The organism is Dakarella massiliensis (assembly GCF_001182045.1).
Classification (GTDB): Bacteria; Pseudomonadota; Gammaproteobacteria; order Burkholderiales; family Burkholderiaceae_F; genus Mesosutterella; species Mesosutterella massiliensis.
In genome coordinates, this window is record NZ_CVTY01000006.1 from 186,366 (window position 1) to 199,880 (window position 13,515).

At 56.3% G+C, this 13,515-nt stretch carries 10 protein-coding genes; 5 read left to right on the top strand and 5 right to left on the bottom strand.

What is annotated here, in order from left to right:
• Nucleotides 1–228 precede the first annotated feature (228 nt).
• Nucleotides 229–2,025 carry an IS1634 family transposase gene (locus BN1936_RS04760; RefSeq protein WP_148521168.1) on the top strand — a complete coding sequence of 599 codons (1,797 nt, stop codon included), beginning with the start codon at nt 229–231 and terminating at the stop codon, nt 2,023–2,025.
• Between the two features lie 119 nt (nt 2,026–2,144).
• Here BN1936_RS04760 and BN1936_RS04765 read toward each other — a convergent pair whose 3' ends face one another.
• Nucleotides 2,145–2,678, bottom strand: coding sequence for an NAD(P)H-dependent oxidoreductase (locus BN1936_RS04765; RefSeq protein WP_022443449.1), 534 nt, complete (start codon nt 2,676–2,678; stop codon nt 2,145–2,147).
• 193 nt (nt 2,679–2,871) lie between these two features.
• Entirely contained in the window at nt 2,872–5,262 is a 2,391-nt protein-coding gene (locus BN1936_RS04775; protein WP_148521180.1) for an SEL1-like repeat protein, read from the bottom strand.
• A 332-nt stretch (nt 5,263–5,594) separates the two neighbouring features.
• On the opposite strand from BN1936_RS04775, the gene BN1936_RS04780 reads away from it, so the two are divergent.
• The 3 genes from BN1936_RS04780 (at nt 5,595) to BN1936_RS04790 (ending at nt 8,701) form a co-directional block, all read left to right on the top strand.
• Nucleotides 5,595–6,107, top strand: a complete 513-nt coding sequence (locus BN1936_RS04780; RefSeq protein ID WP_022443451.1) for a MarR family winged helix-turn-helix transcriptional regulator — start codon at nt 5,595–5,597, stop codon at nt 6,105–6,107.
• Nucleotides 6,108–6,243: 136 nt separating this feature from the next.
• Complete coding sequence (locus BN1936_RS04785; RefSeq protein ID WP_049686771.1) at nt 6,244–7,464, top strand: HlyD family secretion protein; 1,221 nt, start codon at nt 6,244–6,246, stop codon at nt 7,462–7,464.
• Complete coding sequence (locus BN1936_RS04790; RefSeq protein ID WP_049686772.1) at nt 7,457–8,701, top strand: ABC transporter permease; 1,245 nt, start codon at nt 7,457–7,459, stop codon at nt 8,699–8,701. Before BN1936_RS04785 ends, BN1936_RS04790 begins: the two co-directional genes overlap by 8 nt.
• 203 nt (nt 8,702–8,904) lie before the next feature.
• Here BN1936_RS04790 and BN1936_RS04795 read toward each other — a convergent pair whose 3' ends face one another.
• The 3 genes from BN1936_RS04795 to cls form a co-directional block, all read right to left on the bottom strand.
• Entirely contained in the window at nt 8,905–9,240 is a 336-nt protein-coding gene (locus BN1936_RS04795) for a branched-chain amino acid transporter permease (RefSeq protein WP_049686773.1), read from the bottom strand.
• A complete protein-coding gene (locus BN1936_RS04800; protein ID WP_049686774.1) occupies nt 9,237–9,947 on the bottom strand; it encodes an AzlC family ABC transporter permease in 711 nt (236 codons plus the stop codon). The genes BN1936_RS04795 and BN1936_RS04800 overlap by 4 nt, the downstream gene beginning before the upstream one ends.
• 176 nt (nt 9,948–10,123) lie before the next feature.
• Nucleotides 10,124–11,746 (bottom strand): cardiolipin synthase, encoded by a 1,623-nt coding sequence (gene cls, locus BN1936_RS04805; RefSeq protein WP_049686775.1) that lies wholly within the window; start codon nt 11,744–11,746, stop codon nt 10,124–10,126.
• Between the two features lie 603 nt (nt 11,747–12,349).
• Here cls and BN1936_RS04815 point away from each other — a divergent pair.
• Nucleotides 12,350–13,477 carry a porin gene (locus BN1936_RS04815; protein WP_022443032.1) on the top strand — a complete coding sequence of 376 codons (1,128 nt, stop codon included), beginning with the start codon at nt 12,350–12,352 and terminating at the stop codon, nt 13,475–13,477.
• Nucleotides 13,478–13,515: the final 38 nt, after the last annotated feature.

Genomic DNA, 13,515 nt, shown 5'->3' on the forward strand with positions numbered 1-13,515 from the left:
GAGCAGATGTAACTTTTCACGTATCGACGATGCAGCTTACGGATGATCCGATAAAACAAAACCCCGAGGAACCTAATCCACGGGGTTTGATGCGGAAACCCAAACTCCCGGAACATAGCTCCGGGATTTTTTCATTCTGGAAAAAATTCCTAGTAAATTTAAATAGTTGAGATTGACATTAAGGGTAATTCTTGATATTATAGTCTATAAATATTGATAAAGACTATTATGGCTCGACCAAGAACTCTACCAGACAACCATTTCCGTTTCTCCACCTTCAGAAAAGGAGATTCCACCTATGTTTATGGCTATAGAAATGAGTGGGATCCGGTGAAGAAACAGTCAAGAATTGCCAAAAGGATTTATGTCGGCACGCTCAATGAAGCAACCGGAAGACTTAGACTGGGCAAAAAGTACTTATCCAATCATCCTGAGTATGAAGGCAAGACGCTTTACTTTGAAAATCGTACCCTCGTTGAAAGATCCGAGCAGGATGCTGCAGAAGAAGTTCAACAGCGCGAGCAGTCATGGGCTTCAAACAACCTTTCTTACGCTGCCACCTGGGCCCTTTGGCAGTTCGCCTCCAAGAACCGAATTCTGCAAAACCTGCAGGCGGCGTTCGGAAAACAATTAGGAACCGGCCTTCTGGCTTTGGCCGTCTATCAGCTCTTAGACGGGGGCGCCATGAACGGCTATGAAGACTGGCTTCCCGACAACTGGCTTCCTGTAAGCGCTCCTTTAAGCTCTCAGCGCATCAGCGAACTGCTTGCTCAAGTCGACCATGAGGACATGGTTAATTATTTCCGTTTACGATTTGACCGATCCAAGCAGAATTATCAGAAATGGCTTGAGGAAATAAAACAAAAGGCTCAGAAGCAGGGCTCGGCCATGCCGCCTTCAACTCTGCAAAAGATGTATATGGCGCTGGACTCCACGGCAATAAGTACCTTCTCTATGACAATCGAGGATGCGGCTTACGGGCACGCCAAACAGAATCCTGAACTCAAACAGATAAACCTTACGCTTGCCGTGGATTTCTTGAACGGAGACGTCTGCTATGCCAGAGAAGACGAAGGCTCGATAACCGATAAGTCGGTCTACAAATCCATCCTGGCTCAGATGAAAAGCTACGGCTTTGATCTTGACGAGACAGTCCTGGTGACCGACCGGGGTTACTCTTCCCTAATGAATCTTCAGAATCTTTTTAATACCGATGTCAGCTTCGTCGCCGGCGTTCCTATCGTGGAAAAGGGTTTAAAAGATAAATTTACAAAGTTCCGTGAAGCACTTTGCGACCTCGCTTTTTACAACAGTGAGTATGAAGTTTATTGCCGAACCATAAAAGAAGACTGGAAGCAAAACACAGAGGCCGGCTCAGTAAATCGTGACTGCTTCGTGCATCTGTATCGGTTCCCGGAAATTGCGCTCTCTCAGCAGAAGCAGCTACTAAAGAAAATAGATAAGGTCTTAGATAAAAAACGCGATGGAAAAGTCGTAGATCGAGATGACTGGAACTTCGCTGCCCGCTTCATAACTGAGTGCAAAGAAGAGCAAGACGGCAAGGAAAGGAAAATATGGGAGAAAAACCTCGAGGCTCTCAGACTCTGGGAACGCACTGCCGGCTGCTTTGTTATCCGCAGCGACTGGCTCGAAGATCCGATCGAGGCTCTAAGAATTTACAGGCGCAGGAATATCGTTGAGGTGGCTTTCCGACAGTTTAAAGTCCTTAACGGAGGAGACCGACTGCAGGCAACCCAAACCTCTTACATGGGCAAATTGATGGTACACATAATCGCTCAGTCTCTGAGGATGGCTATAACAGTGCAGGCTAAAAAAAGAGAAACTCAGGAATTAAAACTCCCCGATAACTCGGTGGAAAAGTTACTGGCCGCATTGAAGAGGATCAGAGCGGTGAGGGCACCAACGAGAGCTACATGGGTTGTGGAGCCTCTGACGAAAAAAGCCCAAGACATGCTTGAGCTTTTAAACCTGCCTAAACCTCCCATGACGTTTAAGTCAATATAGAACTATGTCACGGGAGTTCAGGCGGAAAGATCAGCTTTAGCGCTCAGTTCAGGAACCTGTCCGATTCTCTGATCCGCTCGTTCAGAGCTGGTTTCCGAGGCAGACGAGCTGTCGCCAGCTTAGGCGAAGTACTTCTGCAGATGGGCGAGGTAGTCCTCACTGCTCTTCTTCAGGGTTTCGGGCGTCTGGCTGAGAGCGCCGAAAAGGAGGAAGGGCGGCTGCCACTCAGTCTGAACGAAATTCGCCATGAGCTTGAAGGGAAGGAGAATTTCCGGAACTTCAGCGCCAACGGAACCAGTCTTCGTGTAGACCTCAGCGGGGGAGCCCACCGACACGGCGACGCCTAGCTTCTTACCCTTCAGCGCGTTGCCCTTGGAACCATAGGCCCAGCCGTAAGCAAGCACGTCATCCTGCCACTGCTTTAGGAGAGCCGGAGAACTGTACCAGTACATCGGGAACTGCAGGACGATGTTGTCATAGGACTCCAGCAGTTTCTGTTCGGCGGCAACGTCAATCTTTCCGTCCGGATAGAGCTTGTAGATTTCATGAACGGTGTAGAGATCAGGATGCGCTTTCAGGGCTTCAACCCAGCTCTTATTGACGTGAGACTGTTCGATATTCGGATGCGTGACGATAACTAGAGTCTTGCTCATTATTCTTTCCTATCGGGGGTTAAAAGGTATGTGTAATTAGTTTTATCAGATTTCAAAATTTGCGATGTATTTTTTGTAACCGGAGTGGTTACATCAAAAAAATTAAGCGCCTTCCCCTCGTCTTGCAAGACCATTTTTTTGATTTTTTTGAGACGCCTGTCAGCGGCGGTCCCTAATATCAATCATCAATCCGTCACTTCAGAAACTTCTTCAGATTCTCAATCCGTTCCTCGGCTTCCTTATTCCCGAGAGAGGCGGCTTCCCGGTAGTACCGGAAGGCTTCGTCGTGATCCTCTTTGAATCCGTGGAAACCAAGCATGTAGTAGTCGCCGACCGCCACCATCGCTTCCGGAACACCGGCGTCCGCGGCTTTCTCAACGACTCTCGCGAGTTCCGCCATCTGCTTCTCGGACGCCTTATCGAAACAGGCGCCCATGAAGTTCAGAACATCTTCCGCGGCGTTCTCGGGCGGTATCGCGGCGTAGTAGCGGAGACGCCAGGAGATGGCCTGCGAAATGCTCTGCTTAAAGACGTCCCCATAAAAGTAGCCGTCTGAGAGATAGAGGAGCGCCACCGGAAGGTTCTGTTCCGCGGCGCGTCTGATCCACTGCTCACCGTCCTTCCGGTTCTTACGTACGAAGCGCCCATCCATCCGCATCTGGCCATACTCGAAACACGCCTTTGCGGAGCCTTCGTAACGGGCTTTCCTCAGCCACCGGAGGCCAAGCTCAATATCCTGTTTGCTTCCATAGCCATTCACGAGGCAGTAGCCGTATGCCCCCGCGCCGTCGGGGCTTCCCATCCTGGCCGACGCTTCAAAAAGCTGGCACGCGGCCCTCGTATCCTTACGGTAGCCGTCATCTCCATTCAGAAGTATCTGCGCCGCCTCGAACTTCTGACGCGCGTCGCCCGCCTCCCCAAACGCCTTCAGATGCTGGGCTGCCTTCCGCGGATCCGGATCCCGTCCGACTCCATGGGCGTAGTAAGTAGCGAGTATGAAAAGCGCGGCTGCCTCACCGCTTTCCGCCGCTTTTTCAGCGAGATCGGCCGCGGGCTTCAAGAGCCGCGGATCCTGAACCACGGTGAAGAGATGCGAAATCATGAGGAGCGTCGTGGGATCGGTTTCCGCTTTCATCGCTTCCGCCGTGTACTTCAGGGCGAGAGGCACCGGATCCTTTTGCTTTCTCCGGAAGTCCTTCGTGAAGCATTCGATGACGAGAGACGCGTAGGCTTCTGTCGCGCCGAGCTTCACCGCCTTTTGGTAGGCTTCATGCGCCTGCTTTTCATCTTCAGACGAATGGCTCTCCTCGTGAATCAGATCTCCGAGTTCCTTAAACGCCTCTCCGCTGCCGGCTGACCCGGCCCGAAGAAGCAGCGCCTTCGCGGCCTCAGAATCTTTTTCCGTGCCGCGACCTTCCTTATAGCAGTCCGCGAGCCCGATAAGACCATCGATGCTTCCCGATTCAGCCGCTGCCTTATACCAGCGGAACGCCTCGGCATCATCCTTTCCGACCCGGAAACCTTCGGTGTAGATATCCGCGAGCTCAATCATCGCCTGCACGTCACCGGATTCGGCCCGGGTGATCGCGTCAGCGAGGAGATCCGCCCGGGATAGGAGCGGCTCGAGCGGTCCCTCAGGGAGGAACCGCGCCGCAATCCAGATAAAGCCCGCAAAACGCATACCGACAGCCGGCGGCACCTCACCCTGCCAGATCAATTCCGGGCAGAAAATCGGGAGCACGGTGTCAACCGCGGCAGGATCCTTCTCATCCACCGCGGCTTCGATCTTCCAGTACTTTTCGCCAAGCAGCGTCATTTCCTCGACAGACCGGATCACGGAGTGCAGCGCGTACGTGCAGGCGTTCCCGTTCACATAATCCTTAAGCGCCTTATCGCGCCCGTCCTTGAAAAACGACACCGGCATCACCGGGATCAGGGCGCAGCTCGGCTCCTCCGGCTTAAACGCGTCTTTATCTCCCATCCGGAAATGGTTCCAGGCGGCGTCCGCGAGCACTTCCTGCGCGCTTTCGGTTTCGGGCGCCGATGCCGGGAACGCGAAGAGCGCCCAGGCATTGAAGGAAAAGCGGTGGACGCCCGGTCTCGCGAGTGTCTTTTCGAAAACCCGGAGCCCGGGCACCGTGGCGGCGAGATTCATGAGGCTCCCCGCGGGCTGCACGAACACCTCGCCGTCATACCCATTGATATAGCGGCGGGTCGCCCGGACGTCACATGGGATTTCGGCTCCTGGCATCACGGGGCAGAGCGCCGGGGGCATCAGCGGAACGCCCGGCGCGCCGTGCGAACCGTAGATCGCGGGACCCTCGCGGCGGCTTCCATAAAGCCCCACGCCCCAGCCGTATTCCTTATCGGCGTATTCCGCGAGTTCATGGAACTCAGCATGCTGGTCACGGACGAATTCAAGCGCTTTCGCCCGGATCTCGTCAGTCGCCCAGGCCTGAGCAAATGAATCGCACGGGGGCTTCCCGAAAAACGGCGTATGGAGGAGATGCTCAATCTTGGAGGCCGCGTCAAGCGCTTCCTCCGACGTGAATTCATCCATCACAACCGTTTTCTTTTTAGTCACAGCCTGGCACCGTCACCCATCAGGCCGCAGCCTGGGTGAAAAATCAATCGTTATGCCGTTATTATTTTGGATCTACCGGGGAATTTCAATCGCAACTGACGGTTTTCCTGTCTCACACGGATCGTTTCATCGCTTCTTTACGGCAAAGGGCGGTTTCAGGCACCCCGAGGCTGGATCCCGGTTTCAGGAATCAGCAGATCCTCTTCCGCGCAGACCGCCTATCCGCAGAGCCTCTCAAAAAAACACACCCATACATGGGATACAAGGCGTTGACGCTCTCGGCTTTACAGATATAATTAGCTACCTAATTATTAGCCACGAAAACTATTTTCATGAATTACAAAGTCCGGGTTCTCCCTACACGTGATGTTCTCATGAAGACCGCTGAGGCCGCGCCGATTCCGTTTTCACCGGAAGCCCCCGCGCTCGTCCTCAATCTGATCAACGCGGGCTATCTGATCAATCAGGAAATCATCTCCTATATGGAGAATGAGTTCGGGATCAGCGAGGGGAAGTTCGTGCTTCTCATGGCGCTGAAGACGATTCCGAAGGGCTGCAGCATCAAGGAACTCGCCGCGCGGGTCGGTGTTTCGGTACCCACGATCTCCGTGATGCTTTCCCGCATGAGAGCTCAGACGCACCCGCTGATCGCTGTCCGCCGCATGAAGGGAGACGCTCGCGAAAAGCTGGTCACGATCACGAAGGACGGACTCGCGCTGCTCGATCAGCTCCTCCCGGGGCACTTCAAGCGCGTGATGGACTTCGCCGGACGCCTGACGCCAGACGAACAGAAAGAGCTTCTCGCGCTGCTCGATAAGCTCCTTCCGAAACCCGAGGCTAAATAATCCCCTCCCACTCTCTCAACCGACCGAAGCGCTGAGGCGCGTTTTGCCCCCCGCTGCCGGCCGGTTTGGTCTGTGAAAATAGTTAGTCAGCTAAACAATTGATTTGTTGGTTTATTGATTAAAAAAGTGATTCATCATGAGTGAAGAAGAAAAGAAGAACGCAGCCTCTGCCCCCGCGGCCGAGGCAGAATCCGGAGCGGCGGCTGCTCCCACCCCGCAGTCGCTCGGGAAGGGCCCCGGGAAGAAAGCGCTCCTGAAACCCCTCATTGTCTTTGCCGTGCTGATCGCGGTCGGCACGACCTTCATGGTGCTCGGGCCCCGCCGCGACGCGGATACGCTCGCGCAGAGCCAGAAGTACGGGACGCTCACCGCGGAGGACGTCAACACCGCCTTTGAAAAGGTGTCCGGGAAGCTTGTCTCCCGCCCCGCGGTTGAAGGCCGCATGGTGAAAGCGGGTGACGTCCTGATGGAGCTCGATTCCACCGATACCGATATCTCGATTGCGAAGACAAAGGCTCAGATCGCGGAAAACGCGGCCGCCGTTGAAGAGGCAAAGCGCACGATTGAGACGAGCCTCACCGCGTCCGGCACCACGGAAAAGAACTCCTGGCGGACGATTGAAGGCGCGAAAGCGAATCTCGACTCCGCCATAGCGACTGAGAAGCGCGCGAAGGCGGATTATGACCGCGCGAAGAACCTGATCACGTCGCACGCGATTTCGCAGGCGTCGTTTGACTCCGCGAGAAACACCTGGGAAAGCGCCGCGTCCGCGGTGACCACCGCCCGGAAGCAGCTCGACGCGTCGACGGTCGGAGCGTCGAAGTCAGATCTCGCGCGTCTCGCCAAAACCGGCTCCGCTCAGGGGATGAGGCTTGCCGCGATCGCGGATACGCGCGCGAGCATCGAAACGCAGAAACTCAAGGTGAAGCAGCTGGAAGCCGCGGGCGAACAGCTGAAGCAGGCGCTCGCCGCGCTCGAGGTCGAGAAGTCCCGCCTCACGATCAAGGCGCCTGAGGACGGCAAGATCCTCAAAGTCATGTACCAGGTGGGTGAAATCGTTCCCGCGGGGAGCCCCGCCGTGCTGCTCGAGTCGAACCGTCAGTATTACGAAATCTACGTGAGCGAAAAGGACGCCGCGAAGTTCGCGGAAGGAAAGACCGTGAAGGGTGAAACGGCGACCGGGAAGACCGTCACCGGGACGGTGCGAGTGCTGCACGAAGCGCCCGCCTTCGCCGACCTCCGTGGCACGCGTGAACGCGGCCAGGCGGATCTGAAATCGCTTGTCGCCCGGATCTATGTGACCCCGCAGCCCGGTGTCATCCCCGGGATGTCGATCGGAGTGAAGATCAATGACTAAGGAAGCGTCACTCTCGGGATTCGCGAAGTGGCGGCGCGACATCGCGGACTCGATCTATGAAGAGATCAGCGCGATGATGAGCGGTCACTTCATCCCGTACCACAAGCTCTGCTTCATGGCCGCGTTTCTCACGGCTCTCATATTCAGCATCCTCTTCACCCAGATGGGCGTGATTGAGGCGCCGGTCGCCGTGGTCGATCTTGACCACTCGGCCCGCAGCGCGAAGTTCATCCAGGCGGTGGACTCATCCCGCGATATCCGTATCGCCTCGGTGTTCCATACGCCCGTGGACCCGGTTTACCTGACGCGTCACGACAACGTGGTCGGCGTCATGGTGATTCCGAAGGGGTTTGAGAAGGGACTGCTGAACGGCACAACGCCCTACAACATCGGCTACGAAGCCGACATGGGGAACCCGGCTCAGAACGGTGAGGTCTTTGAGTCACTGAACCAGATCGCGGCGCAGGAAGGGATCCCGGTGAACGCCGAGAACCTCCAGGCGCTCGGTCCCGCGAGCGCTCAGAGTTCCGGTTCCTCGGGGCTCACGGTCTCGATCCGCCGGCTCTTTAACCCGACGAATTCGCTCGTCCCCGTGACGATCGCAGGGTTCCTTTACTTCTTCTCCGGGATCTTTTTCGGCATTACGACCCTGATGCTCACGGGCCGCGTCCACGTGATGGGGCAGTGGGAAAACGCGATTCTGAACCGGGGGCCGTCCGCAATGATCGCGCGGCTGATCCCCTACGCCCTTGGGTACACGGCGGCCGTCACGATCATGACGGCGGGTCTTGTGCTCTTCAACTGCATGCCGTTTAAGGGGAACTACCTCGCGTACCTCCCGAGTCTCTTCATGCTGCCGTTTTCGATCGGTCTCATCGCGATGCTGATCACCTGGAGCTTCAAGACACCGGCAAACGGCGCATCCTTCATGATCTTCGTGGTGCCGCCCGGCTTCATCATGGGCGGCATGACGATGGCGATGGGGGAACTCACGGGCTGGGGCGGGTACTTCGCGCACCTTTTCCCGCTCACGTGGCAGTACTCGATATACCGCGACTTCGCGTTCCGCGGCATGACGCTTTCGCAGATGATCGGGCCTTACGGCGAATACATCCTCTACGTCACGGCGCTCATGATGCTCGTGACACTCCGGTTCTACCTTGAGCGCCGCAGGCTTCTCAGGATCCGTGACCGGCAGGTCGCGGCTCTCGCTCAGGTGCCGGGCGAAGCGGCGTAACGCCGCAGGCTTCCCACAGGTTCGCTTTTTGGTAACATAAGAAGCGTCACCGCGGGAGCTTAGGCTTCCGCTGGCTAAGTCCTGCCTCAAAAAACAGGCCTCTGCGGAGCCGGGAATCAAACCCCGCCCGCAGCGACAGAAAACCCCGAAAGATTCACGTCTTCCGGGGTTTCGTTTTTTCTGGATGTCCGTTCCGCTCTGCTTCAGACAAACACCATCTGCACGAGGAACATGTAGACCGCGGTGCCGCCCGCCATCGAGATCATCATGTTCCGCTTCCAGAGGTGAAGGAAGACGGTCGCCGCGATCGCGATGAATTCCGGGAGGCCGTGCGTACCCGAGAAGAGATCAACGCCCTTCAGGCAGTAAACCACGAGCATCGCGAAAAGCGCGGCCGGCAGCGTCGCCCCGAGGTACTGGATATAGCGAGGGGTCGGCCGGCGGGATGAAAAGAGAATAAAGGGAAGAAAGCGGGAAAGCATCGTCGCCGCGATGCAGAGCGCGACCGTGATCACTTGTTCCCAAAGCGGCATCGTCATTCCTCATACCCTCCTTTCTCTTCAATCGGCTTCCGGAAAACGGTGAGGAGCAACAGAATCACCACCATGGTGGGGATCATGAAGAAGTCGCGCCCAAAGATCGCGAGGCACCCGAGCGACGCCCCGAACCCGATCCACGCGGTCCAGTGATGCTTTTCTTTGAGGAACTGCTCGAGGAAAATCACGACAAACATCGCGGTCATCACGAAAGACAGCCCCTTCGTGTCAAAGGTGAGGAAACTGCCGAGCGTCGCCCCAAGCACCGCGCCGCCGAGCCAATACATGCGGTCGAGGAACGTGATCCACATCATGTACCAGCTGGAGTCGACTCCTTCCGGAGCCTTGGTCGCAAATTCGAGCGCAAACGATTCATCGCTCATCCCGAAGATGAGATAGAGCTTCTTCCAGCCGAGTCCCTTGAAGCGATCGAGCATCGCGAGACCGTAGAAGAGGTGCCGCGCCTGGATCATGAAGGCGACAAAGAACGTCGTCACCGGAGCGAAGGGGGAGAGCAGCATCGAAGCCGCGACGAACTCTAGCGACCCCCCGTAAATCAGCCACGCCATCAGAGCCGGGTACCAGACGGAGAACCCGTTCACGTGCATATAGATACCGTACGCCGCGCCGAGGAACAGGTACCCCGTTCCGACGGGCAGCGTCACTTTCGCGGCCGGCGCGAAGGCTCTGAGGATTGAATTCACTGCCATGACTGTGTGTATTAAGCGTTCGAGCCGCTTTTTCCCGCCGCGGCCCATAAGATGATCAAAGCCGCCTCTTTATACCCGGCGGCCCGTGCGGTTCAGTATAAAAGAAGTAAATCGAGGTGACCCCGAAACGGGCTTCCGAATTGGCACCTTAGGCGTAATACCGCAAAAAGACCGGCTCAGAGGAGCGGAGACAGCACCTTCAGCACCGCGCCGCACCCGCGTTCGAAGAGACTCACGCGGTGCAGCCGATCCTCCGTAAATTCCACGCAGTCCTGGAACGTGGCCTCAAAGTCCCGCTCGATCTCCTCAATGCAGGGCGTGCGGTAGCAGTAAACGCCGCATTCAAAGTGGTGATAGAGGCTGCGGTAATCGAAATTGATGCTTCCCACGATCGCTTTTTCAGAGTCCGACACCATGACTTTCGAGTGCACGAACCCAGGCTGCCACTCAAACACCCGGACACCGGCGTGAATGAGCTGCCGGAAGGTGTTGCGGGCGAGCGCGTGGATGAGATATTTGTCCGAATGCGATGGGCACACGATCCTGACATCCACGCCCCGGTCCGCCGCGAATTCAAGCGCCGCCTCAAGCTCCCCATCGAGAATCAGGTACGGCGTCATCACCCAGACATAGCGGTCAGCGCGCGAAATCATGTCGATATAGAGGTTCTCCGCTACCTTCTCCTCATCCATCGGGTTGTCGCCGAACGGAATGACGAAGCCCCCTTCGATGAGATTCACGCGGGCGTCTTCGCCTTTCAGAAGGTCTCCGATAAAGATGTCTCCGTCATCCGCGTGCCACATCTGAAGGAAGAGGAGCGTAAGCGACTTCACGGACCGCCCCCGCAGCCTGATCGCCGCGTCTTTCCATCGCCCATAGGGGTGGATCCGGTTGATATATTCATCCGCCAGGTTCGCGCCGCCCGTGAACCCGGTTTCCCCGTCGATCACGACGATCTTCCGGTGATCGCGGTAGTTGTACTTTGTGGAGACAAAGGGGTAGATCGGGGAAAAGACCTTGCACTGGATCCCAAGCGACCGGAGGTAATCGGGGTAGCCGCTCGGGAGCCGCGCGAACTCACACGTCCCGTCGTACAGCACCCGCACCTCAACCCCAGCCTTCACTTTCTCAGCGAGGATCTTCAGCACCTGCCCCCACATGAGTCCCTCATCGATGATGAAGAATTCAAGAAAAATGAAGCGCCGGGCTTTTGAGAGGTCATCAAGAAGAGACCTGAAAAACGCTTCGCCGGACGGCAGATAATCCGCCCCCTCGTTCCGGTACACCGGGTAGCACCCGGTCTCATTCATATAGGACACAAGCCCTGAGATATCGGAACCGGCGCGCGAGAGCGCGTCGAGATCCCGCGGATCCTGAGGGATCGAGTGTTTCGTTTCCCCGATGATCTTCGCTGCTCGCCGCTTCAGCCTCCGGTGGCCGATATCGGTCTGCGTATAGATATAGAGCGCGATACCGAAGAGCGGCATCAGAAGAATGAGAAAGAGCCAGGTGATCTTCGCGGTGGAGTCCGAGCGGCTGTTGATGATGTAAAGCACCACGAGTCCGCCGATCGTCCCCGAAATCATGAAGTATTTCGAGGCGTAGGGCTGGATCCAGAGCGACAGCGCGACAAAGAGGATGAGCTGTGCGAGGAGCATCACCCCGATCAGCCCCGAGCGGCTGAAAAGAATGGAAAAAAAGCCTCGTTTCCCGCGGCTCGCGATGCGTTTCCCCCGTCTCAGGGTCTCACGCTTCACGCGGTTAAATCGGCGTCTCGCTCGTTCGGTGTCCGTTTCCATTCTCAGTCCGGTCTTTTTCTGTAATGCATCTCTATTAAGAATAACCGTTCCATGAGTACCTGTTTACGTTCTCGGAAGCGAAGAGTGCGTGCGGTCTCTTTTTCCTAACAGGCGCTGAAGTTGGAGAGGGAGCCGGCACCCTTGGGTGGGGAATTGCGGGGCGCGGAAAACGCCCGGCTGAGGCGCGGAAACCGGATTTCCGGTGGACTCAAAAACCGGAAAAAAAGCAGGCGGACGGATGCGGTCGCTTTTTCCGGAAAGACCGAAACAGAGGCGCGGTGCGGCCCGGCATTTCAGAACCAATTGTGGTTTTTCTCCTCAATTGTTGCGTTTTTGCAACAGATGCAAGCACTGCACGCTCGGGTTCCTGAAACTGTTTCCCGGGATACGAGGCTCTATATAAGTGACTGTTTATTTTCCATTAATAACTATAAGATGATTACCCTAATCCTCTCAGGGAGGCCGATAACCCGCTTTACAGAGGAGAAATCTTTCTTTTCATCCGCTTTTTCTCATGCTTTAATTACCCCGTGGTTAAAAATTCAATCCCGGGAGAACTAGTTTCTGGTACTCCTAAGGGATGACAATCAAAGGTTAGAAAAGATGAAAAAGACTCTTCTCGCTGCTGCTCTGCTCGGCTCCTTTGCCGCTTCCGCTTTTGCCGCTCCGTCCGTGACGCTGTACGGCGTTATCGATACCGGCCTCAACTACACCCACTATCGCGCTGATGACGGCAAGACCGCTTCGACCGATACGTTCTCCATGGCGTCCAGCCAGACCGCTGGCTCCCGCTGGGGTCTGCGCGGCAATGAAAAGATCGGTTCCGTGACGGTTGGCTTCAACCTCGAGAACGGTTTCAATTCCGATGACGGCACCGAAACGATGTCCCGCCTCTTCGGTCGTGAAGCTTCCGTGCATATCGCTGGCAAGTACGGTACCCTGTACGCCGGCCGTGAAGGCAAGCTGATCAGCACCGCTGGCGCGGCTGCTATGGGCGGCATCTTCTCGCCGTTCTCCGTCCTCTGGGGCGACGCCGGCATCAAGGCTCAGACCGGTACCGACTGGGGCCGTATTGACAACTCCCTCACCTATGTTTCCCCGTCCTTCTCGGGCCTCGAAATCCGCGCCCAGTACTCCTTCAAGAACGACGGCACGAAGACCGGTGACGAGAACTCCTCTGACGTCGATCGTTACGCCGCTCTCGGTGTGAGCTACAAGAACGGCCCCGCGCAGTTCGGCCTGATCGGTGACTACACGATGTGGAAGAACGTTGCCAAGGCTACCGAGAACGTCGATAACGGCTTCAGCGTCATCGCCGGCGGCAACTACGACTTCAAGGCTGTCCGCGTTTACGGTCAGGTGAACTATTTCGACAACCAGTCTACCCTCGTGAACAGCGTAGGCGGTCTTGATAAATTCACGGCCACTACCAGCACCATCGACAAGAAGGGCAACCTCGGCTACGAAGGCTGGGGCATTTCCCTCGGCGCCACGGCTCCGGCTTTCGGCGGCACGGTTATCGCCGGTGTCTCTTACCGCGATGCTGAAGAAGTCCAGGGTGACAACGAGTACAAGCGCTGGGAAGCCGCTCTCGGCTACACCTACGCTTTCTCGAAGCGCACGAACGCCTACGCTGGCGTGACCTACGCTCAGCAGAAGGCTGAAATGAAGGATAAGGATCAGACCCCGTCCGCCGTCGGCGTGATGGCTGGCCTCGTCCACAAGTTCTAATCTGATATTCAGATTAAAGCCTGCACTGATTTGATTCA

What these genes read in the sequence shown, in the direction of transcription:
- BN1936_RS04765 (WP_022443449.1), bottom strand. Translation starts at nt 2,678, where the DNA reads ATGAGCAAGACTCTAGTTATCGTCACGCATCCGAATATCGAACAGTCT.
- BN1936_RS04760 (WP_148521168.1), top strand. Translation starts at nt 229, where the DNA reads ATGGCTCGACCAAGAACTCTACCAGACAACCATTTCCGTTTCTCCACC.
- BN1936_RS04780 (WP_022443451.1), top strand. Translation starts at nt 5,595, where the DNA reads ATGAATTACAAAGTCCGGGTTCTCCCTACACGTGATGTTCTCATGAAG.
- BN1936_RS04790 (WP_049686772.1), top strand. Translation starts at nt 7,457, where the DNA reads ATGACTAAGGAAGCGTCACTCTCGGGATTCGCGAAGTGGCGGCGCGAC.
- BN1936_RS04785 (WP_049686771.1), top strand. Translation starts at nt 6,244, where the DNA reads ATGAGTGAAGAAGAAAAGAAGAACGCAGCCTCTGCCCCCGCGGCCGAG.
- cls (WP_049686775.1), bottom strand. Translation starts at nt 11,746, where the DNA reads ATGGAAACGGACACCGAACGAGCGAGACGCCGATTTAACCGCGTGAAG.
- BN1936_RS04800 (WP_049686774.1), bottom strand. Translation starts at nt 9,947, where the DNA reads ATGGCAGTGAATTCAATCCTCAGAGCCTTCGCGCCGGCCGCGAAAGTG.
- BN1936_RS04815 (WP_022443032.1), top strand. Translation starts at nt 12,350, where the DNA reads ATGAAAAAGACTCTTCTCGCTGCTGCTCTGCTCGGCTCCTTTGCCGCT.
- BN1936_RS04795 (WP_049686773.1), bottom strand. Translation starts at nt 9,240, where the DNA reads ATGACGATGCCGCTTTGGGAACAAGTGATCACGGTCGCGCTCTGCATC.